Origin of the sequence: Micromonospora sp. Mcm103 (assembly GCF_024519755.1) — a bacterium.
Taxonomy (GTDB): domain Bacteria; phylum Actinomycetota; class Actinomycetes; order Mycobacteriales; family Micromonosporaceae; genus Micromonospora; species Micromonospora aurantiaca.
In genome coordinates this window covers 234,929-256,455 of the sequence record NZ_JALJRJ010000003.1, presented here as the reverse complement: position 1 = coordinate 256,455, position 21,527 = coordinate 234,929, and the positions used below count along the sequence as shown (strand labels likewise).

Annotated in this window: 17 protein-coding genes; 5 read left to right on the top strand and 12 right to left on the bottom strand. The window is 74.2% G+C overall.

The annotated features are described in order from the left end of the window. Positions 1 to 488 precede the first annotated feature (488 nt). The 4 genes from OC439_RS06090 (at position 489) to OC439_RS06075 (ending at position 5,598) form a co-directional block, all read left to right on the top strand. Entirely contained in the window at positions 489 to 4,124 is a 3,636-nt protein-coding gene (locus OC439_RS06090) for a nitrate- and nitrite sensing domain-containing protein (protein WP_262012592.1), read from the top strand. After that, complete coding sequence (locus OC439_RS06085) at positions 4,121 to 4,525, top strand: roadblock/LC7 domain-containing protein (protein ID WP_013283992.1); 405 nt, start codon at positions 4,121 to 4,123, stop codon at positions 4,523 to 4,525. Before OC439_RS06090 ends, OC439_RS06085 begins: the two co-directional genes overlap by 4 nt. A gap of 100 nt (positions 4,526 to 4,625) precedes the next feature. Beyond that, positions 4,626 to 5,003 carry a DUF742 domain-containing protein gene (locus OC439_RS06080; protein ID WP_036345708.1) on the top strand — a complete coding sequence of 126 codons (378 nt, stop codon included), beginning with the start codon at positions 4,626 to 4,628 and terminating at the stop codon, positions 5,001 to 5,003. 1 nt (position 5,004) lies between these two features. Beyond that, positions 5,005 to 5,598, top strand: coding sequence for a GTP-binding protein (locus OC439_RS06075; RefSeq protein ID WP_030501201.1), 594 nt, complete (start codon positions 5,005 to 5,007; stop codon positions 5,596 to 5,598). A 124-nt stretch (positions 5,599 to 5,722) separates the two neighbouring features. Here OC439_RS06075 and OC439_RS06070 read toward each other — a convergent pair whose 3' ends face one another. The 3 genes from OC439_RS06070 to OC439_RS06060 form a co-directional block, all read right to left on the bottom strand. After that, complete coding sequence (locus OC439_RS06070; RefSeq protein ID WP_262012591.1) at positions 5,723 to 6,943, bottom strand: ABC transporter substrate-binding protein; 1,221 nt, start codon at positions 6,941 to 6,943, stop codon at positions 5,723 to 5,725. 122 nt (positions 6,944 to 7,065) lie between these two features. Further along, positions 7,066 to 9,462 carry a transposase gene (locus tag OC439_RS06065; RefSeq protein ID WP_262012590.1) on the bottom strand — a complete coding sequence of 799 codons (2,397 nt, stop codon included), beginning with the start codon at positions 9,460 to 9,462 and terminating at the stop codon, positions 7,066 to 7,068. A 40-nt stretch (positions 9,463 to 9,502) separates the two neighbouring features. After that, positions 9,503 to 10,459: a DNA primase gene (locus OC439_RS06060; RefSeq protein WP_262012589.1), complete on the bottom strand. Its 957-nt coding sequence runs from the start codon at positions 10,457 to 10,459 to the stop codon at positions 9,503 to 9,505. A gap of 145 nt (positions 10,460 to 10,604) precedes the next feature. Here OC439_RS06060 and OC439_RS06055 point away from each other — a divergent pair, with 145 nt between their 5' ends. After that, a complete protein-coding gene (locus OC439_RS06055) occupies positions 10,605 to 10,946 on the top strand; it encodes a PadR family transcriptional regulator (RefSeq protein WP_194798637.1) in 342 nt (113 codons plus the stop codon). A 21-nt stretch (positions 10,947 to 10,967) separates the two neighbouring features. Here the strand turns inward: OC439_RS06055 and OC439_RS06050 are convergent, their stop codons facing one another. The 9 genes from OC439_RS06050 to OC439_RS06010 all read right to left on the bottom strand — a co-directional run bounded on the left by OC439_RS06050 (position 10,968) and on the right by OC439_RS06010 (position 21,523). Continuing rightward, positions 10,968 to 11,651: a permease prefix domain 1-containing protein gene (locus OC439_RS06050; RefSeq protein WP_262012588.1), complete on the bottom strand. Its 684-nt coding sequence runs from the start codon at positions 11,649 to 11,651 to the stop codon at positions 10,968 to 10,970. A gap of 62 nt (positions 11,652 to 11,713) precedes the next feature. Further along, a complete protein-coding gene (cydC, locus tag OC439_RS06045) occupies positions 11,714 to 13,489 on the bottom strand; it encodes a thiol reductant ABC exporter subunit CydC (protein ID WP_262012755.1) in 1,776 nt (591 codons plus the stop codon). Positions 13,490 to 13,616: 127 nt separating this feature from the next. Further along, positions 13,617 to 15,296 (bottom strand): thiol reductant ABC exporter subunit CydD, encoded by a 1,680-nt coding sequence (gene cydD / locus OC439_RS06040; RefSeq protein ID WP_262012587.1) that lies wholly within the window; start codon positions 15,294 to 15,296, stop codon positions 13,617 to 13,619. Then, complete coding sequence (locus OC439_RS06035) at positions 15,293 to 16,300, bottom strand: cytochrome d ubiquinol oxidase subunit II (RefSeq protein ID WP_262012586.1); 1,008 nt, start codon at positions 16,298 to 16,300, stop codon at positions 15,293 to 15,295. The genes cydD and OC439_RS06035 overlap by 4 nt, the downstream gene beginning before the upstream one ends. Positions 16,301 to 16,311: 11 nt before the next feature. Beyond that, positions 16,312 to 17,559 (bottom strand): cytochrome ubiquinol oxidase subunit I, encoded by a 1,248-nt coding sequence (locus OC439_RS06030; RefSeq protein ID WP_262012585.1) that lies wholly within the window; start codon positions 17,557 to 17,559, stop codon positions 16,312 to 16,314. A 103-nt stretch (positions 17,560 to 17,662) separates the two neighbouring features. After that, positions 17,663 to 18,568: a M56 family metallopeptidase gene (locus OC439_RS06025; RefSeq protein ID WP_262012584.1), complete on the bottom strand. Its 906-nt coding sequence runs from the start codon at positions 18,566 to 18,568 to the stop codon at positions 17,663 to 17,665. Positions 18,569 to 18,578: 10 nt separating this feature from the next. Next, complete coding sequence (locus tag OC439_RS06020; protein ID WP_026268060.1) at positions 18,579 to 19,025, bottom strand: BlaI/MecI/CopY family transcriptional regulator; 447 nt, start codon at positions 19,023 to 19,025, stop codon at positions 18,579 to 18,581. Positions 19,026 to 19,275: 250 nt separating this feature from the next. Then, positions 19,276 to 20,100, bottom strand: coding sequence for an aldehyde dehydrogenase family protein (locus OC439_RS06015; RefSeq protein ID WP_262012583.1), 825 nt, complete (start codon positions 20,098 to 20,100; stop codon positions 19,276 to 19,278). After that, on the bottom strand, positions 20,093 to 21,523 hold the full coding sequence (locus OC439_RS06010; protein ID WP_262012582.1) for an aldehyde dehydrogenase family protein: 1,431 nt from the start codon (positions 21,521 to 21,523) through the stop codon (positions 20,093 to 20,095). Before OC439_RS06010 ends, OC439_RS06015 begins: the two co-directional genes overlap by 8 nt. Positions 21,524 to 21,527 lie beyond the last annotated feature (4 nt).

Genomic DNA, 21,527 nt, shown 5'->3' with positions numbered 1-21,527 from the left:
CGTCGACATCGAATGGCCGGGTGGCTACCCGACGGTCTGCGCCGATCGCATAAACCGGCACTTCGGCCTTGCCCTCACGAGCCAGTCGGGCGATTGTTTGCACCGCCGTGTCCGAATCCCAGGACAAGGGGGACTCCCAATCCACCTGTCCGTTTCGACGCGGACACGTGGGGTCATCGCCGTCCTTGTAGAAGTCGTCCAGGCAGAGCACCGGAAGTCCGGTTCGCTGGGCTATGTATGACTTTCCGGACCCGGAGGGGCCGGCGAGCAAGACGACGCGGTGCGGGTGTTCCATTACCTTCAGTGACTCCGGCCAGACGGATTGCTATCAAATTGCATCAACATCTCATCACACCTCCGGTGAGGGACAACCTGGTCTTTCTCTTTGCGGAGCGGCGTGATGGAATCTCGGAGGTCCGACCCGCCGGGTCGGTCGCTCGGCGTTGCCCTCAGGGTGACGCGGGGCGCAGTAATGCGAGGGCGGTGACGTGAGCAAACGGCCAACGACGGCGGGCTCCTTCCTGTCGCGGCTGCGCCGGCCGATGAGTCGGCTGCGCGATATGCCGATCTGGTCCAAGCTCGGTCTGATCATGATCGTGCCGACCATCGCCACGGTCGTGGTGGGCACCAGTGGTCTGGTCGACCACCTGGAGACGCTCAACAATGCCAACCGGGCGGGGGATCTGGCCAACCTGATCGGCTACTCGGGTGACCTGGTCGACACCGTGCAGGACGAGCGGGTCGGTGCCGTGCTCTTCCTCGGCGCGAAGGAGTTCCAGACCCGGGCGCAGTACCAGGAGGGCTACAACCGCGCCAACCAGCGGGTGGACCAGGCGAAGTCGCCGTACCTGCGGCAGCGTGGCGAGATCGACGACCTGCCCCGCAACTTCGTCGGGCTGCTCGACACGATCGACACCCAGCTGAAGGACCTTCCGGCTACCCGCAGCCAGGTGCTGAACGGCAAGCTGAAGATCAATGACGCCGACCAGGCGTACCGGCAGCTGATCGAGGACCTGCTCGCGATCCGCGACTCGGCCACCCAGCTCGCCGGCAACAACGACCTGAGCGACCGGATGCGCGCGTCGGCCGCCGTGGCCCGGCAGAAGGAATACCTGACCCAGCGCCGGGTGGTCGTCCACCAGGCGCTCACCCAGAACCAGTACACCGCCGCGCTGCGCGAGCAGTTCATCGCCAGCGGCACCGGCCAGTCGCAGTCGCTGGCGACGTTCCAGGCGGTCGCCACCGAGCCCGACAAGCTGTTCTACGAGCAGACCGTCTCCGGGCCCGACCTGCGCAAGGCCGACCGCTTCACCAGTTTCGTCTCGGGCAACAACAACGGCTCCATGGAGAACGCCCCGTTCGGGGCGGACCAGTGGGACCAGACCATGGTCGCCAACGCCAAGCTGATCCGGACCGTGGAGGCCCGGCTCGACGGCAACGTGGTCCGCCAGGCCGACGCGCTGCGTTCGGACACCCAGCGCCAGGTGTTCCTGGAGACCGGCCTGCTGCTCACCATGCTGCTGCTGGCCATCCTGTTCGCGTACCTGGTGGCCCGCTCGATGGCCCGCTCGCTGCGCGACCTGCGCCAGGGCGCCCTGGCGGTGGCCCAGTACGGGCTGCCACAGGCGGTCGCCCGGCTGCGTGACCCGCAGGTGACCGGCCAGCTCTCCCCGGTCCAGCTGGCGAACCAGATCGCCGAACCGCTGCCGGTACGCAGCAAGGACGAGTTCGGCCAGGTGACCGAGGCGTTCAACGCGGTCCACCTGGAGGCCGTCCGCACCGCCGCCGAGCAGGCCGCCCTGCGGGCGTCGGTCGCGACCATGTTCGTCAACCTGGCCCGCCGCTCGCAGATCCTGGTCGACCGGCTGATCGGCCACCTCGACCGGCTGGAGCGCGGCGAGGAGGACCCGGACCGCCTGGCCGAGCTGTTCCAGCTCGACCACCTGGCCACCCGGATGCGCCGCAACGACGAGAACCTGCTGGTCCTCGCCGGTGCGGACTCCACCCGTGTGCAGCGCGAGCCCGCCGCCCTGATCGACGTGCTCCGCGCCGCCCAGTCCGAGGTCGAGCACTACACCCGGATCGAGTTCGGCGTGATCGACCGGGACATCGAGGTCGCCGCCCACGCGGTCAACGACCTCGTGCACCTGGTCGCCGAGCTGTTCGACAACGCCACCGCCTTCTCCCCGCCGGACTCGCAGGTCATGGTGGAGGCCCGGCGGGTCGGCGACCGCGCCTCCCTCTATGTCGAGGACCGCGGCATCGGCATCAGCCCGGAGCAGCTCCGCGACCTCAACGAGCGGCTGGCCACGCCGCCGCAGGTGGACGTCGCGGTCTCCCGGATGATGGGCCTGGTCGTGGTCGCGCGGCTGGCCGCCCGGCACGGCGTCCGGGTCGAGCTGCGGCCGGGCGCCGACCGGGGCACCGTCGCCGACGTGACGCTGCCGACCTCGGTCCTGGTGCCGCGCGCCCTGGCCGGCCGTGGCCTGCCCGGACCGGCCCTGCCCGCAGCGGGCCCGCAACAGAACGGCCCGGCACCGGCCTTCGGCGCCCTGGCGGCCTTCGGCAACAACAACCCGCCGAGCCTGCCGCCGGCGCCCCACCCGGGCTCCTCGGGCAACCAGGTCACGCTCGGCGGACGCGCGTTCGACCCGGCGCCGCGCAACGGCTCGGGCACCCCGGCGAACGCCGGTGGCGGCCGTGCCATGCCGGCCTGGTCCGACCTGACCGGCGCCAGCCCGTCCGGCGGCGACGGCGGATTCGACGGCCGGCCCAACGGCCAGTCGACGGACCCGCTGCCGCAGCGGCGTAACCCGGCCGACGGCGACCCGGGCAGCACCGGGCAGCAGCCGGCGATCCCGCGCCAGCTGCCGAGCAGCCCGGAGGCGCGGCCCTACAGCCCGCCGCCGGTCTCCGCGCCGCCGGTCCCGCCGGTGTCGGCCCCGCCGCTGCCCCCGGTCTCCGGCGCGCCGGTCTCCGGTGACCCGCTGCCGTACCGGCCGGTCTCGGCCGCGCCGGTCTCCGGTGACCCGTTCTCGGGCCGCCCGGTCTCCGCGGCGCCGGTCTCCGGTGACCCGCTGCCGTACCGGCCGGTCTCGGCCGCGCCCGTCTCCGGGCACCCCGCGCCGGTGTCCGGACAGCCCGCCGCCGGGTACCCGACCTCCGCGCCGCCGGCGAACCAGCCGCAGGCACGTCCGATGCCCGCACCGGGTGTCAGCGCCCCGCCGGTCTGGCCGCCGGTCACGCCGGCCCCGGCTCCGGCGGCGCCGGAACGGCCCACCGGCGGCATGGACATGACCACCGAGCTGCCCCGGGTGCCGCGCACGGAGATTCCGGCCACCCCGCAGCAGGCGGCCGGCCAGCCGTCCGCCGCTCCGGCCGCGAGCCGGCCGGCCGAGGCACCGGCGGCGAACCGCCCGGCGGCACGCCCGGCCGCGCCGCAGCAGCAGGGCAACCGACAGCGGTACGCGGACGAGACGATGGAGCTGCCGATCTTCCGGGAGCTGGAGTCGGCGTGGTTCCGCACCCGCCGGCCCGGGCCCAACGAGGAGTCGGCGGCACCGGCCGCGACGACGAACGGCGGCGCCGCCACCCAGCAGTTCGCCAAGGTGGACACGGCCGGCCGGCCCGTGCCGCAGAAGACACCCGCAACGACAGGTAACACACCGATGGCACAAACTCCGACGGCCGGCGGAGCACCGCGTGACAACGGCGCGGCGAACGGGAACACCCGTCCCGCGTACACCGGCGGGTTGCCCACCCGGCAGCCGTCCGCGTCGCCGCAGGCCTCCTCCCCGTGGCAGACCGCGGCCGACGACGGCTGGCGCGCCGCCTCGGCGGCCACCGAGGTGCCGGTCGCGGAGACCACCCAGAAGGGCCTGCCGAAGCGGAAGCCGATGGCGCAGCTCGTGCCGGGCAGCATCGAAAAGCCTTCCGCGTCGGTGCAGCGGCGGACGCCGGAGGGCGTCCGGGGCCTGCTCTCGGCCTACCATCGGGGCGTGCAGCGCGGGCGTAACACCGACAGCAACACGACCGGCCCGGAGGGCACTCCGGGCGGGCAGCAGTCCTCGCAGTCTGGCTCAGGCCCGGTGGCCGGGAGCGGGCAGAAGGAGCAACAAGGATGACTACTACGCAGGATCTCGGATGGCTGCTCGCCAACTTCGCCGACCGGGTGCCCGGTGTGGCGCACGCGGTCGCGGTCTCGGCCGACGGCCTGCTTCTCGCCTCGTCCCGTGACCTTCCGCGGGACCGCGCCGACCAGCTCGCCGCGATCGCGTCCGGTCTGGTCAGCCTCACCCAGGGCGCGGCCCGCTGCTTCGAGGGCGGGGCGGTGTTGCAGACAGTCGTCGAGATGGACAACGGCTTCCTGTTCCTGATGTCCATCTCCGACGGTTCGTCGTTCGCGGTGCTGGCGGCGCGGAGCTGCGACGTGGGTCAGGTCGGGTACGAGATGGCCCTGCTCGTGGACCGGGTGGGCGATGCCCTGACGCCGCAGCCGCGCACGGCTGTGGGGATGATGGGCTGAATGACGCGCTGGCCGGTGGGTCAGGTGCGGGAACGACAACGACAGCGACGAATGCCACCGGGGCGAGCCGGTGCCGGGTACGAGGGAGGTGAGCGGCGAAATGGTGGATCGTGACGAGCCGACCGGCGCGTTGGTCCGGCCGTACGCCGTCACCCGCGGTCGTACCCGCCCTCGGCTCGACATCGCCCTGGAGGCACTCGTCGAGACGACGGTGCGCGGCCGAGCGGTTGCCACTGGCAATGGTGGCCACGGTCGTGAACACCAGTACATAGCCGCGTTGTGTGACGGACGTGTGCAGTCGCTCGCCGAGATCGCGGCGCGGATGCAGCTTCCGCTCGGCGTGGCCCGGGTGCTCATCGCCGACATGGCGACGGACGGCCTGGTCGCGGTCCACGAGCCGACCATTTTGGACGACTCCGACGACGCGGTGGGCACTGAACTGCTGGAGAGGGTGCTGAGTGGACTTCGCAGGCTCTGACATGTCGCACCGGCCGCCGGCCCCGAGCGGCCGAGTGACGTCGGCGAAGATCGTTATCGCCGGTGGGTTCGGCGTCGGCAAGACGACGCTGGTCGGCTCGGTCTCCGAGATCACGCCGCTGACCACCGAGGCGATCATGACCTCCGCCGGTGTCGGCGTCGACGACACCCGGCAGGTGCCGGGCAAGACGACGACCACGGTGGCGATGGACTTCGGTCGTATCTCGATCGACCGGGATCTGATCCTGTACCTGTTCGGTACGCCGGGTCAGACGCGGTTCTGGTTCATGTGGGACGAGTTGGTCCGGGGTGCGATCGGCGCGGTGGTGCTGGTCGACACCCGGCGGCTCGCCGACTGCTTCGCCGCCATCGACTTCTTCGAGCACCGGCGGCTGCCGTACCTGGTGGCCATCAACTGCTTCGACGGCATGCAGTACCACGATCCGCAGGACGTCCGGGACGCGCTGGCGATCTCCCGCGACGTGCCGGTGGTGCCGTGCGACGCCCGTAACCGGGAGTCCACGAAGCACGTGCTGATCTCGCTGGTCGAGTACGTGCTCACCATGCGGCGCTCGCGGGCCGTCGCGCCCGCCTGACCGACGCGCGGAAGCGCCCGGCGGCCTCAGGGCCACCGGGCGCTTCCTGCCGTCCGGGGTCGGACACGGTACGCGACCGCCCGGTGACCCTCCACGCGGGACGGTCACCGGGCGGTGAGCGGGGTCAGGCGTACCGGGTCCAGGTGCCGCGGAACACCTGGTACACGGCGAGCGAGTCGGGCTCCATGCCGCCGTGCCGGTCGGCGCTGAACGCGTACCCGCCGGCGATGCCCTCGACGGTCTGCGCCTGGAGGAGGGCCCGCAGCCGGCCCCGGTCCAGGCTCGTCGCCATCCGTGCCGACGTGGCGAGGAGCTGGAGCGCGTCCGAGGCGTACGGAGCGAAGTCCGGGCTGACGCCGTGCCGCTGCGTGTAGCGGTTGACGAAGTCCCTGCGGGCCAGCTGCGCCGTCGTGGTGGCGGTGGCGGCGGAGACGTCCAGGCAGGCCGGGTGCACCGCGTACGCGCCCTCCACGGCGGCGGCGTTCGCACCCTGGGCGGTGTCGTCGGCGACCGCGCCTGCGTCGAAGAAGATCGGGCCGCGGTGACCGGCGGCGCGCAGCTCCCGTGCCGCGACTCCGGAGTCCGGCGCGGTACCCCAGACCACGACGCCGTCCCGCTGGCCCCCGGCGGCGCGCTCGGCGGCGGCACGGAAACGCCGGCCGGTCGCCGGCAGGCGTACCGTGCGGGCCAGGTCGATGGTGCTGTCGGCGAGCGCCTCCCGCATCGCGCGCACACCCGAGTCGCCGTGCATCCCCTCGGTGGCGAGCACCGACACCCGCCGGATCTTCTTGGACTCGAACAGCTCCACCAGGCGACGTGCCATGTCGACGGCGTCCGGGGTGAGCTTGTAGGTGAACGTGCGCTCGTCCAGCGGCAGCACGATGCGGTCACCGTAGCCGAGTGACAGGAACGGCGTCTTGATCCGCTGGGCGGCCGCCGCGAGGGCCGCCGAGGTCTCGCCGAGTACACCGCCGATCAACGCCTGCGCGCCGATCCGGGTGAGGTCGGCGGCGTGCCGGGCGGCGACCTCGGGATTGCTGCCGTTGTCCAGGATCTGGAGCCGGACCGACCGGACCAGGTTCCCGACCGGCAGGCCGGTGCGGTTGAGCGAGTCGGCGGTGAGCTGCAGGGCCTGCCGCTGGGCGACGCCGAGCAGTGACCCGGTGCCGGTCAGCTCCAGACTCGCGCCGACGATCAGATCCTGGTCGCTCGGCGCGCTGCTGGACGGGCCGTCCTCCGGCCGCTGGCCCTGCGGAGCGCAGCCGGCGAGCAGCAGGCTCCCGGCAGCGGCGGCGAGGACGCCCCGCCGGGTGAGCACAGTGGAGTCGAACGCCGGTGTCGCCAATGGAATCGCCTTCCCACCCCGGCGAACAGGCGCCGCCGCTGGTCCGCCGGGTATGTTCCCGGCCGGTCCAGCCCAGCGTCAAATCGCCCCGGTGTGGGATGAAACACCCCCGGCGAGCCCGGTCAGGAGCGGTAGCCCGCCGAGCGGTACTCGTACTCCCGGTCGTCGTCGCGGTCACCGGTGTCGCGGGTGAAGTCCCAGCCGCCGGCCGCCTCGCGGCCCGGACGGCCGCCCACGGCGAAGCCGCCGATCTCCTGGCCGCGCCGCCAGCCCCGGAAGTATCCGGTGGTGTTCTCGGCGAGGCTCGCCGCGTTCCGGACGATCCGCAGTGGACGCTCCTCGCGCAGCGGGGAGCCCGGCACCAGGTTGGCCTGCGGCACGCGCTTCGGCAGCCCGGCCTTGGTCTCGGCACCGACGGCCGGGCGGGCCGCCTGCTCGGCCGCCTGCCAGCCGGTGTCGGCGGTGGTCGACCACTCCAGGTCGGCCTCGTCGCCGTGCCCGACGAACCAGGCGGACTTGGCCTGCGCGAAGATCAGCAGATCGCCGTCACCCTCGTCGGAGACCGGCGGCGGCCGGTGCTCCTTCGGTGCGGGACGCCGCTCGGGCGCGGCGGGCAGCGGGACGCGGCCCGGGTCGCCCTGGTCGACGAGACGCAGCGGCGGCGTCTCCAGACCGGGGTCGGCCGAGCGGCTCATCTCGTCGCGCAGCGCCCGATCAGCCAGCGGCGGCGGCTCCACCAGCCGCAGCATCGGCGGCTCCTGCGGCAGGTCGTCGGCGAGCCACGGCGGCGTGACCCGGCCCGGGTCGCTCGGCGCGTCCACGCCCCGCCCGTACGGGTAGGTGGTGCCCTCCCGCTCCCGGGCGGTGTCGTCCTCGGTGTTCACCAGCGGCCAGTTCGCCCGGGAGCCCGGCGGCGCCTCCGGCGCGGGCGGACGCGGGGCCGGCACCGGAATGCTCAGGTCGGTGGCGCTGAAGCCACCGGTCGGCGGTTCCTGGTGCTGGTTGGTCTTGGGCCGGGGCGGGATGACTGTGCGCTGCCGCTCGGCCCGCGCCTTGTTGATGGCAGCGGTGGTGAGCGTCGGGCGGAACGGTTCGCCGGCCTCGGCGGGCGGCACGGCACCGCGCGGGGACGGTGCGATCGGGGTGATCCCGGGGGGCGGCGGTGGCGGCGCGGAGATCGGCCGGTTGGTGGGGCCGTCCACCCGCGACGGCAGCGGCGCGCCGGTCGGCTCGGGCCGCGCCGGGGGAGCCGAGGACGGCCGGCCCAGTGCGGCTGCCGGAGCAACGGGCGTGACCGGCGCCGGGGCGACCGGCGGCGGCGTGACGGGCGCGGGCGCGACGGGCGGCGGGCCGAGCGGCCGGGGCGTCGTCGTGGCGGCCGGCCCGGACACCGGCTCCGGACGGCTGCGCCGCCCACCGGGGACCTGCTCGGGACGGCCGCGACGGCCGGCCGGTTCGGGTGCGCCGGCCGGTTCGGGACGACCGAGGTGGGGCTCGGCGATCGGCTCCGGCGGGATCGAGCGCACCGGACGCAGGTCGGCCGCGGGCGCCGGGGCCAGCTCGTCGACCTGCTCGCCCCGTCGCGCGGCGGCCCGGCGGCCGGTCGCGGGAGCGGGAGCGGTGCGTTCGGCGAGCGCGCCGACGAGCGCGTCGCAGCCGGCGTCACAGGTGCGGACGGAGGCGACTGCCTGCCGCACGGTCTCGGCGACGGCAGCGGTGAGCGTGCGGTTGACGGTGGCCCGCCGGGGCGTCTCGGAGATGGCGACGCGCAGCGCGGTCACCGCGTCGGAGACGGCGTCGGCGTCGGCCACTCCCTCGCCGGCCAGATGCGCGACGACCGCGTCGGCGGCCGGCGCGCCACCACGCCCCGCGGGGCCGGTGAGCATGCCCGGCTCGGGCAGCGCGTCGAGCACCGCCAGGGCGACCCGGTCGGCAGGATCCGGGTAGGCCCGCAGCGCGGCCGGGTACAGCTCGCGGAGCACCTCGCGCAGCGTCACCGCGGCGGAGTGCCGGCCACTCGCCAGCGCCGCGTGCGCGGCCAGGACCTGCGTGTATCCGGCCAGCTCACGCGGTGCCGGGAGGGTCACCGCGGAGAGCGCGCCGGCCTGGAGCGCGCGGGCCAGCCCGACCGCGCGACGCTCGGCGGGCGGGGACTGCATCTCCTCCAGGGAGTCGTCGTCGGCGAAGCGCTCGGCGAAGTCGTCGACCGAGTCGTCGTCGGCGATCGCCAGCGGCCGGCCGGCGGCGCTCAGCAGCGAGGTGACGATGTGGTCGTCGCTGTCGGCGGCGATGGCCGCGCCGCTCGGACCGCCGGACCGCTCCACCAGCAGCGCGACCAGCCGGGCGTAACCGGCGGGATCGTCACCGATCTCGCAGACGTGCAGCAGACGGCCTGCGTCGTCGACCACAGCGGACGTCAGCGTCGTTCCGGCCGAAGCCGTTCGGTCGGCCGGATCTGCCGAGGCCAGACCGCAGTACACGCGCACGAGCGCCACGGCGTCGTCCTCCTCCCGGGACACAGGTCTTGCTCTGCCAGAGACTGATGCTCCCCGCTCCGGGTCAGTCGCGCCAGTCCACAACCGCAGAGATCTTGCCGACAATGGTGCGCCAACCCAAACTTGCGGTTTGTGCCCCGATTTTCTTCAGCCGGCGCCGACCCAGGAAACCACCGACGCCACCGTTGACGGAAGCGCGCAGAGCCTCGTCCAGGTCGTCCAGGCTGGAGCCCGCCGAGAGCATGTCCAGCACGGCGGGTAGCCGCAGGGCGTACGCCAGGTCACGGGCGATCTCACCGGCTTCGATGAGCAGCTCGTGGTCCCACGCGTCGTGGCCGCCGCGCAGGTTCTCGACCACCAGGTCGAGCTCGTACGTGTCCTCGTCCAGCGGGGCGATGTCGGCCGGTTCCAGCCGTTCGGACAGTTCATTCCAACTGTCCAGCTGGGACAGATCGTTCGGCGCACCGGAACGGATGAAAGTGACCAATGACTCGGGGGTCTTGAACAGCAGGAGCCGGCCCTTGTGAGTGAGGAAGAGCGGCACCTCCTCGTCGCCCGCCTCGTCCTCGTCGTCCTCGTCCTCGGCCTCGGAGTCGTCCTCGCCGCCCTCGGCCTTCTCCTCGTCCGAGGCGTCGGCCTTGCCCTTGCGGCGGGACTTGGCGTCCTTCTCCTCGTCCTCGTCGTCCTCCTCGGCGGAGAGGGCGGCGAACTCCTCGTCGAGGATCACCACCTCCTCGTCCTCCTCGGTCTCGACGACCTGGCGGCGGGCCAGGAACGGGTCGTCCTGGTCGCGCTCGGCGACGTCGGTCGGGGTCAGCTCGCGCGCCGGCCGGTACGCCCGCAGCGTGAAGCCGGTGCCGGCGGGCAGGGCGATCTCCACCGGGTCGATCCGCACCTCTTCCCAGAGCGCGCGGTCCGCCGGCGGGCGGTCCTCCTCGACCTCGTCGGCCGCGGCGGCGGCGTCGGTGTCGTCGAGCTCGGGCTCGTCGGCGTCGGGCCGTTGGGGCGACTGGCGGGCCACGCTGACCTCCGTGTGCGTTCGGGTTGCCCACCCGGCGGCGTCGCGCCGCCGAGTGACTCTGCGCACATACCCTAGTGGGCGACGGTTCCGACCGGGAGTCGCACCCCTTGGCGTCGCGGCGGCACGACAAGTAGCGTTGCTACACATGAAGGCGCAGGCGCTGCACGGACACCTGGACGCGCTCCTGCTCGCGGTGCTGGAACGGGGCGCGCTGCACGGCTACGCGATCATCGAGGCGTTGCGGGCCCGCAGCGGCGGCACGCTGGATCTGCCCACCGGCACCATCTATCCGGCGCTGCGCCGGCTGGAGCGGGCCGGGCTGGTGGCGAGCACGTGGAGCACCGTCAACGGCCGGGAGCGCCGCACGTACGAGCTGACCGAGGCCGGCGGCCGCGCGCTCGCCGGGGAGCGGGCCGGCTGGCACGAGTTCAGCGCCACCGTCGGGAGGTTCCTCGGCGCGGACGAGCCACCCACCGCACCGGCCTGACGGGGGCGCGCCGGCAGCCGCTCAGCCGGCCAACCGGCGGTCGGCGAGCACCCAGCATCGGGCCGCCCGGGCCAGCGCGAACCAGGCCGCCGAGACCACCACCATCCCGATGACCAGGGGTGGCCAGGTGAGCGCGGCGTCCCACAGCCCGATCGACCAGCCGAACAGCGCGCCGCCGGCGACCGCGCCGAGCAGCAGGCTGCCGGTCAGACCGAAACCGATCAGCCGCGCCGGGCGGACGAGCCGCGGTGAACCCCACCGGGCGACCAGCGGACCGACCAGCAGCGCGACGAGCGCCAGCGCGGCGACCACGCCCCAGATGCCGTTCAGCGCGGCGGAGAGCAGCAGGTAGGTCTGCGGCGGCGGCGGACCGTCGCTCCAGCTCGACCCCTGCCAGGTCAGGTCACCGGCGGCGATGAGCACCACCGCCACCACGAGCGTGCGCAGCGCCAGCCCGCGCAGCGCGCCGACGGCCAGCTCGGCCTGGAAACCCGGCACGAGCTGGGCGTCGCTGCCGAACTCGGCGACCGCCCGCCGCTGCGCCTCCGCGCGCGGCAGGCCCCCTTCCCGGTACGCCTCGACGGCGTCCTCCAGCGCGTGCCGCGCCTCGGTCAGCAGGTCGGTCTTGAGCCGGTTCGGCCCGTGCAACCGCGTGGACAACTCGTGCAGCCGGCGGTCGACCACTGCCTCCTCATGCACCCGCATGGGGTAAGCCTGCCACCGGAGGGCGACAACCCGCGTCAGGGAAAACCCCGATCGGCCGGGCGTCAGGGCGTGATCGCCAGGTAGCCGCGCTCGGCCGCCTCCTGGCGCAGCCACTGCTCCCGGTACCAGCCGGGGCGTGCCACCAGCTCGTCGTGCCGGCCGCGCTGCACGATCCGGCCGCCTTCGAGCACCACGATCTCGTCGAACCCGGCGAGGCCGCTGAGCCGGTGGCTGATCAGCAGCACCGAGTGCCCGGCCGGGGTGGCGGCGAGCGTGGAGTCCAGCACCGCGTCCGCGGCCGCCGGGTCGAGCCCTTCGGTCGGCTCGTCGAGCACCAGCACCGGCGGGGCGGCCAGCAGCGCCCGGGCCAGCGCGAGCCGCTGCCGTTGCCCGCCGGAGAGCTGCCCGCCCTGCTCGCCGACCACCGTGTCCCAGCCGTCGGGCTGTTCGCGTACCCAGTCGAGCAGGCCGGCCGCCCGGGTCGCGGCGACCAGGTCCGCCTCGGTGGCGTCCGGGCGGCCGAGGAGCAGGTTCTCCTCGACCGTGGCGTGGAAGACGTACGCCTCGGCGAGCAGGCCACCGACCACCCGGGGCAGGTGTTCGGCCGGGATCTCGGACACCGGCACGCCGCCGGCGGTGACGCGGCCGGTGTCGGGGCGCACCGCGCCGGTGAGCACGGCGGCGAGTGTGCTCTTGCCGGCGCCGCTCGGCCCGACCACCGCCACCCGGCGGCCGGCCGGCAGGTCGAGGTCGAACCCGGCCAGGGCGGGGGCGGCGCCGGCCCGGTAGCGGACCGTCACGTCGGCGAACCGCACGTCGTGGCCGTCGACAGTGGGCTCCGGCGCGTCCGGTGGCGTCGCCGGGCCGGGCTCGGTGAGCAGGTCGGCGACCCGGGCCAGCCCGGCCCGCAGCTGGGTACGCTGGCGGGCCGCCGCGACGAGCGCGAGCGCGACCTCCACGGCGGCGAGCGAGCCGACCGCGAGGACGCCGACCAGCACGCCGCCGACCTCGGCCCGCAGCGCCACGACCACCACGGCGGCGGCGGTGAGGCCACCGACGAGGACGCCGAGCGCGTCCACCGCGAAGCCGGTCGCGGCGAGCCGGCGTTCCAGCCGGGCCAGTCGTCCGGCCCGCTCGTCGGCGGCGGCGAGCGCGGCGCCTGTGGCCCCGAACGCGGCCAGGTCGGCGGCGCCGTGGGTGAGGTCGACCGCGTCCACGGCGAGCGCGCCCCGCAGCGGGGCCACCTCGTCGGCGGCGCGGCGGGTGATCCGGGCGGCGAGTGCGGGGAGCGCCACTCCCGCCACGAGCAGGCCGACCGCGAGCACACCGGCGGCCGGCGGCGAGATCAACGCGGCGACGCCGACCGCGAGCACGCTGACCAGCGCCGCCGCCGCTCCCGGTACGAGGACGCGCAGCAGTAGGTCCTGGGCCGCCTCCACGTCGGAGACCAGCCGGCTCAGCGCGTCCCCGGTACGGCGACCGGTCTCGCGCCGGGCGGCGAGCGTGGCGAAGACGCGGGCCCGCACGTCGGTGATCATGCGGAGGACGGCGTCGTGCCCGGCGAGCCGTTCGGTGTACCGGAACACGCCCCGGCTGACCGCCAGTGCCCGGACCGCGACGATGGCCACCGTCAGCCGGTCCAGCGGCGGCCGGCCGGCGGCGCTCATCAGCAGCCAGGTGGCGGTGGCCATCAGCGCCAGGCCGGCGAACTCGGTGGCGGCGGCGAGCAGCCCGGCGCCGAGCAGCCGGCTCAGGTAGGGCCGGGCCAGACGCAGCACCGCCCGTTCCGCGCCGGGCCGGGCGGGCGCGGGCGGTTCCGGCGAGCCGGAGGCCGTCACCGCAACCCCCGTCGGCCCGGCCGGCTCCCGGCCCACCGGCGTCACGCCGTCGCCGGCGGTCACCGGGTCACCGCCGGTCGGGCGGGGGAGACGGGGCTCGCCGGGGCACCGGCGGGGGAGACGGGCTTCATCGGGCCACTCCCGGTCCGGTGGCGGTCGGGTGCAGTTCGGTGACCCGGCCGTCCTCGACGCGCAGGATCCGGTCGGCGTCGGCGAGCAGCGCGGGCCGGTGCGCGACGAGCAGCGCGGTACGCCCGGCGACCAGCCGCCGGGTCGCGTCCAGCACGACCGCCTCGCTGGCGCTGTCCAGCCGCGCGGTCGGCTCGTCGAGCAGCACGATCGGTGCGTCCCGGAGGAACGCGCGAGCCAGCGCGACACGCTGCCGCTGACCGCTGGACAGGCCGTGACCGCGCTCGCCCAGGCGGGTGTCCAGCCCGTCGGGCAGGGCGTCCACCACCTCGTCCAGCGCGGCGCCGGTGACCGCCGCGGCGAGCGCGGCATCGGAGGTGTCCGGTGCGCCGAGGCGGATGTTGTCGGCCAGCGACCCGGCGAACAGGTGCGCCCGCTGCGGCACCCAGGCCAGCTCGCGCCGCCAGTCGTCGAGGTCGACGCCGGCCAGGTCCACCCCGTCGACCGTGACCCGGCCGGAGGTCGGTGCGACGAAGCCGAGCAGCAGGTTGAGCAGCGTGCTCTTGCCCGCGCCGCTGGGCCCGATGATCGCCACCCGGTCGCCGGGCCGGATGGTCAGCGTGACGTCGCGCAGCGCGGTGGTCCGGTCGTACGCGACTGTGACGCCCTCGAAGCGGATCTCACCCCGGCCGCGCGGCGCCGGGCGGCGCGGCTCGGCGGTGGCGGGCGCGTCGGTGGCGGAGAGCGTGAGCGCCTCGTCCAGCGCGGTGAGTCCTTCCATGCTGGCGTGGAACCGGCTGCCCGCGGCCCGCAGCGGCAGGTACGCCTCCGGGGTGAGCAGCAGCACCAGCAGCGCGGTGGAGAGCGTGAGGCCGCCGCCGAGCAGCCGGATGCCGACCGGCACCGCGACCAGCGCGACGGAGAGCGTGGCGACCAGTTCCAGCACCAGCGCGGACAGGAACGCGATCCGCAGCGTCTTCATGGTGGCCTGGCGGTGGCCGTCCGCCATCCGGCGTACCACGTCGACCTGCCCCCGGGACCGGCCGAACGCGCGCAGCGTGGGCAGCCCGGCGACCATGTCGAGGAAGTGCCCGCCGAGCAGCGACAACCGGCGCCACTGCCGTTCGGTGGCGGCCTGCGCCTGCCAGCCGAGCAGCGCGCCGAAGATCGGGATGAGCGGGATGGTGAGCGCGATGATCAGCGCCGAGCTCCAGTCGGCGAACACGATCCGGGCCAGCACGGCCACCGGCACCGTGACGCTCAGCACGAGCTGCGGCAGGTAGCCGGTGAAGTACGGGTCCAGCGCGTCCAGGCCGCGCCCGGCCAGCGTGGCGAGCTGCCCGGCCCGCTGCCCGGCGACCCAGGTCGGGCCGTGCCGGCCGACCGCGCCGAGCAGGTCGGCTCGCAGCGCCGCCTTCACCGTGGCGGCGGCCCGCGCCGCGACTGTGCCCTGCGCCCAGCTCACCAGCGCCCGCCCGGCCACAGAGGCCACGAGACCGGCCAGCGCCGGCCGGTGCAGCCGCCCGTCGAACGCCGTCGCCAGCAGCGTCGCCAGCGCGGTGGCCTGAGCGATCACCAGCAGCGCGGTGAGCCCGCCCAGCACCGCGAGCACGGCGAGGTCGCGCCGGGCCGCGGGGACCCGACGCAGCAGACGCGGGTCGAACGGGCGGCGGTTCACCAGTACACCGGTGCCCTGCCGTCGATCCGTCCCCGGAAAACCCACCAGCACATCGCCTGAAAGCCTAGTAGGGCCGGCAGGAGCGGTAGCGCGAGCCATCCCAACAGCGCCAGCGTCGGGTGGCTGGCGGCCGCCTCGGCCACCGTCAGCGACGCCGCCGGGTCGGTGGTGGAGACCAGGATCCGGGGCCAGAGCGCGGCCCCGATCAGCGGCGCGGGCAGCGCCAGCGCCGTCGCGGTCGCGGCGAAGGCCGCCAGGGCCCGGCCCCGCCGCAGCGCCGCGCGGGCCGCCAGCAGCGCCGCCACGAGCGCCAACGGCAGGAGTACGGCCACAGCCGGGCGCGCCACCGCGGCGCGTACCCGATCGGAGAGCACGCCCAGGACGGTGGCCGCGCCGACCGCGACGAGTGCGGCGGGCACCAGGCCGCTCGCCAGCCGGGCGAGGGCCGGGGCCTCGGCGGCGGGCAGCCGGAGCGTGAGGAACGTCGCACCGTGCACCGCCACCAGCGCGAGCAGCGCCAGCCCGGCGGCGGCGGCGAACGGGGTGGCGAGGTGGCCGACACCGACCACGTGGCCGTCGGCGCTCAGCGGCACGCCCTGGAGCAGCCCGGCGAGCACCGCGCCCCAGCCCAGCGCGGCCAGCACGCAGCCGACCACCACCACCCGGTCCCAGCGGGCGCGGGCGGCGGCGGAGGCCGGGCGGCTGCGCAACTGCACCCCGGCGGTCACCAGCACCACACCGGCCAGCGCGGCGAGCACCGCCGGGTAGAAGCCGGAGAGCAGCTCGCCCTCCAGCCGGGGGAACGCGCCGAACAGGATGCCGACGGCGGCCACCAGCCAGACCTCGTTGCCGAGGAAGAACGGCCCGAGCGCGGTGAGCGTGGCCCGGCTGCCCGGTGCCGGGCCGCGCCGGGCCAGCAGCAGGCCGACGCCGTAGTCGTAGCCGCCGAGCACGAGGTAGGTGGCGAAGAAGAGGCCGAGCAGGGCGTACCAGGCGAGTTCCACGGCGGGCTCCCTCAGACGAACACGGGCTGGTGGTGGGCGTCGCTGTCGGGCGCGGGCGGGCGGCCGAGCGCGGGGTTCTGCGCGCCACGGGCCGCGTGCCGGGCCATCAGCGTCCAGTTGGTCACCGCGAGCGCGCCGAGCAGCAGACTGAACCCGATCAGCGAGGTGAGCATCAGCCCCGGTGAGACCGGCGAGACGGCCTGCGCGGTGGGCAGCAGCCCGTACGCGGCCCAGGGCTGGCGGCCGACCTCGCGGGCGATCCAGCCGAGCAGCATCGCCACGAAGGGCAGTGGCAGGCCGAGCAGGATCAGCCAGAGCGGCGCCTTCAACCTGATGATCCAGTCGCGCCAGAGCAGCGGCAGCAGGAGCCAGAGCGCGCCGAGCGTGAAGCCGATCAGGATCATGAAGCCGAGGCCGACGTTGGAGAGCGCCGGCGGTTCCCAGTCGCCCGGGCCGAACCGCGCGGTCCAGTCGGCGACGAGCGCGTCCCGCTCCGGCCCGCCGCCGAACTTGGTCGGCTGGAGCTGCCCCACCGGCCCGAACTGGGCGAAGCCGAAACCCTGGAGCGTGCTGACCGCTAGGGCCGCGGTGACCAGGCCGAGCCGCAGCGAGGTGCGGAACAGCACGTAGTCGGGGGTACGCCGCAGCAGGTGCCAGGCGCTCACCGCGGCCATCAGCAGGCCGCCGGTGACCAGGCTCGCCGAGATCACGTGGCCGAACGCCATGCCGAACGTGGGGTTGGTGAGCAGCGCGCCGAAGTCGGTGAGGTGGGCGACGCCGTCGCGGACCTCGTACCCGACCGGGTTCTGCAGCCAGGCGTTCGCCACCATGATCCAGAAGGCCGAGGCGTACGCGGTGATCGCGACGCCCCAGAGCAGCGCCAGGTGCACGCCGCGCCGCAGCCGGTGCCATCCGAAGATCCACATACCGAGGAACGTGGACTCCAGGAAGAACGCCACCAGCGTCTCGATGGCCAGCGGCGCGCCGAACACGTTCCCGACGTAGCGCGACAGCCCGCTCCAGTTCAGGCCGAACTGGAACTCCATCACGATGCCGGTGGCGATGCCGAGCACGTAATTGATCACGTAGAGCTGGCCCCAGAACCGGGTCAGCCGCTCGTACACCGGCTTGCCGGTCAGGTAGCCGGCCGTCTGCAACCCGACCAGGAGCGTGACCAGGCCGAGCGTGACCGCCACGAACAGGAAGTGGATCGAGGTGGTGGTGGCGAACTGGAGGCGGGCGAGGAGCAGCGGATCCACTGTCGTCCTCCCATGGGTTGGCTCTCTTGTCGTAGCCAACCTACACGTAGCCTTGCTACCTATAGGGGTGCGCGAACCCGGAGAAGTCCCGTAGGGGGCGACGTCAGCTCAGGAACAGGGCGAACGGCAGGGAGACGAGCGTGCCCGCGACCGCCAGCGCCATCGCGCCGAGCACCCGCGGCGGGCGGTCCGCGACGAGCAGCCGCTGCACGCGTACGTCGAGGTCGCGGTCGCCGAGTCCGAGCGTGCCCGCCGGCTGGACCCGGTGCTCGGCGGCGGCGAACCGGCGCAGCGCACCGGCCAGCGGCGCGTCCGCGTGCAGCTCCCGGGCCTTGTCGTCGGCGCGCATCTCGACCAGCAGCGCCACCCGCGCGTGCGCGTCCCGCACCCACCGGAACCAGGGCAGCGCCCGGCACAGCGCGGTGAACGGCAGCAGCACCAGGTCGTGCCGCTCCTGGGCGTGCGCGCGCTCGTGGGTGAGCACCGCCGCCAGCTCGGCCGGGTCGAGCAGGTCGAGCGTGCCCGCGCTCACCACCACCCGGGGACGAACACCGGGCAGGCAGTACGCCGCCGCGCTCGGGTGGTCGAGCACCAGCGCGCCGGGCACCGTCGGGTCACGCCGGGCCACCAGGTGCAGCAACTCCCGGTGCCGGCGCTGGGCGCGGACCGCGCCGTGCAGGCTGCGTACCGTCGTGGTGAGCAGCACCGCGCCGATGCCGAGACCGACGCCGACCAGGCTGAGGTGCACCGCGCCCACACCGGCCGGCAGCGTGCCGTGGGCCAGGTCGTCGGCCAGGGCCAGCAGCGCGTAGCCGGTCGCCCGGTCGTACGCGTCGAGCCCCAGCGCCATCGGCAGCCCCATGGCGGACAGGCCGAGCGCCAGCCCGACCGCCTGCCAGCAGAGGATCGCCACCCGGGGCGCCCGCCACGTCCAGCGCGCGGCGGCGAGGACCTGCGCGGTCAGCCAGCAGGCCAGGATGATCGCGGCGAAGTGCAGGGCGTACGCCACGGCAGCCGCCCTACCGGTCCGTCGCCTCGTCGAGCGCCGGCCGACCGGGCCGGGGGTTCTCGACCCGGCCGGCCGGTCCGTCCTCGACAGTCGCCCCGGCCTCGGCGCCGAGCGCGGCGCGGAGCACGTCCGCCTCCGTGCCGGTCACCGAGCGGGCGAAGCGTACGAGTGCGGCGTCCCGGCTGCCGCCGAGATCGAGGGCTTCGAGCATGAGCTGGGCGATGTGCGCCTCGCGGGTGGCGGCCGGACGGTAGCGCCACGCGCGGCCCTCCCGCTCGCGCTGCACCATGCCCTTGCCGGCGAGCCGGTCGAGCACTGTCATCACGGTGGTGTAGGCGAGTTCCCGGCCGTCCAGGGCGTCGGCGACCTCGCGTACGGTCACCCCGCCCGACGAGGCGGGTGCCGCGTCCCACAGCACGTCCATCACCGCACGCTCAAGGTCCCCCAGCCGAGTCACCCGTCAATCCTACCCCCGGTAGTAGATCCCTTCCGCCGCCCCGGTCCCCGGTCCTCCCTCCGAAGATCAACGCCAGCTCGGGGAGGTGGTGTGGTCCGAGGCGGCTCGATGCAGCCACCTCGCCGTGCTGGTGTCGATCTTGGTCGGCGCGGGTGCGATCGACAACAGCCGCGGGAAGTGCGGGAACGGGAAGTGGCGGCAACCCGGGTGGGTGTGCCGCCACTTCGGGCCGGGACCGGACTGTCGCCGGTCAGACGCCCTTCGGGTGCCAGACCGTCTTGGTCTCCAGCAGCGTGGTCATCCGGGTGATGCCGGGGTCGGCGTACCAGTCGTGGTCGGCCGGGGCCGGCCGGAGCACCCGCTTGAGGTTCTCCGCGGCCTTGATCTCCAGGTCGGCCGCCAGGTCGGCATCGGTGACGCCGGTCAGGTCGATCGCGTTGACGTCCATGTGCGCGGCGAGCGTCGGCACGGTCTCGGTCAGCCGGCCGGTGAGGATGTTGACCACCCCGCCGGGCAGGTCGGAGGTGGCGAGCACCTCGGCCAGCGTCACCGCCGCCAGCGGCGCCGCCGGGGAGGCGGCCACCACCACCGTGTTGCCGGTGACGATCGCCGGGGCGATCACGCTCACCAGGCCGAGCAGCGCGGGCTCCTCGGGGGCCACCACCGCCACCACGCCGGTGGGCTCCGGCGCGGACAGGTTGAAGTACGGGCCGGCCACCGGGTTCGCGCCGCCGTACACCTGGGCGACCTTGTCGGACCAGCCCGCGTACCAGACCCAGCGGTCGATCGCCGCGTCCACCTCGTCGGCCGGGACGCCCAGGGCGACGAACTGCTCGCGCCGGCCCTCCAGCATCTCGGCCACCCGGTAGAGGATCTGACCCCTGTTGTACGCGGTCGCCCCGGCCCAGCCCTTCACCGCGGCGCGGGCGGCCACGACCGCGTCCCGCGCGTCCTTCCGGGAGGCAAGAGACACGTTCGCGGATTGCACGAGATACGACCGTCCCGACTCGCTGCGCGGGAACTTCCCGCCGATGAAGAGCTTGTACGTCTTGCGTACCGCGACCCGCTCAGACATTGAGGTACCCCTCCAGCCCGTGCCGGCCGCCCTCGCGACCGTAGCCCGACTCCTTGTAGCCGCCGAACGGCGACGTCGGGTCGAACTTGTTGAACGTGTTCGCCCACACCACGCCCGCGCGCAGCCGGTCGGCCAGCCACAGGATCCGGGAACCCTTGTCGGTCCAGATCCCGGCCGACAGCCCGTACGGCGTGTTGTTGGCCTTCTCGACGGCCTCCGCCGGGGTGCGGAACGTGAGCACGGACAGCACCGGGCCGAAGATCTCCTCGCGGGCGATCCGGTGCGCCTGGGTGACGCCGGTGAAGATGGTCGGCGCGAACCAGAAGCCGCGCTCGGGCAGCTCGCACGGCGGCGACCAGCGCTCGGCGCCCTCGGCGGACCCGGCGTCGGACAGCTCCCGGATCCGGGCCAGCTGCGCGGCCGAGTTGATCGCGCCGATGTCGGTGTTCTTGTCCAGCGGGTCACCGACCCGGAGCTGGGCCATCCGGCGCTTGAGCGACTCCAGCACCCGGTCGGCCACCGACTCCTGCACCAGCAGCCGGGAACCGGCGCAGCAGACGTGCCCCTGGTTGAAGAAGATGCCGTTGACGATGCCCTCGACGGCCTGGTCGATCGGGGCGTCGTCGAAGACGATGTTGGCGGCCTTGCCGCCCAGCTCCAGCGTCAGCTTCTTGCGGGTGCCGGCGACCGAGCGGGCGATGGCGCGGCCGACCTCGGTGGAGCCGGTGAACGCGACCTTGTCCACGCCCGGGTGCTCGACCAGCGCCCGGCCGGTGTCACCGGCGCCGGTGACGATGTTCACCACGCCGGCCGGCAGGTCGGCCTGCTGGCAGATCTCGGCGAACAGCAGCGCGGTCAGCGGGGTGGTCTCGGCCGGCTTGAGCACCACGGTGTTGCCGGCGGCCAGCGCCGGGGCGATCTTCCACGCCAGCATGAGCAGCGGGAAGTTCCACGGGATGACCTGCGCCGCCACGCCGAGCGGCTTCGGGTCCGGGCCGAAGCCCGCGTGCGGGAGCTTGTCCGCCCAGCCCGCGTAGTAGAAGAAGTGCGCGGCGACCAGCGGCAGGTCGACGTCGCGGGACTCCTTGATCGGCTTGCCGTTGTCCAGCGACTCCAGCACCGCCAGCTCACGCGAGCGCTCCTGGATGATCCGGGCGATCCGGAACAGGTACTTGGCCCGGTCCCGGCCCGGCATCGGACCCCAGACCTTCTCGTACGCGCTGCGGGCGGCGCGGACCGCGCGGTCCACGTCGTCGGCGCCCGCCTCGGCGATCTCGGCCAGCACCTCCTCGGAGGCCGGGTTCACCGACTTGAAGCTGCCGCCGGAAGCCGGGTCGACGAAAGCGCCGTCGACGAAGAGCCCGTACGAGGGCTTGATGTCCACCACCGAGCGGGACTCGGGGGCGGGTGCGTATTCGAACATCGCG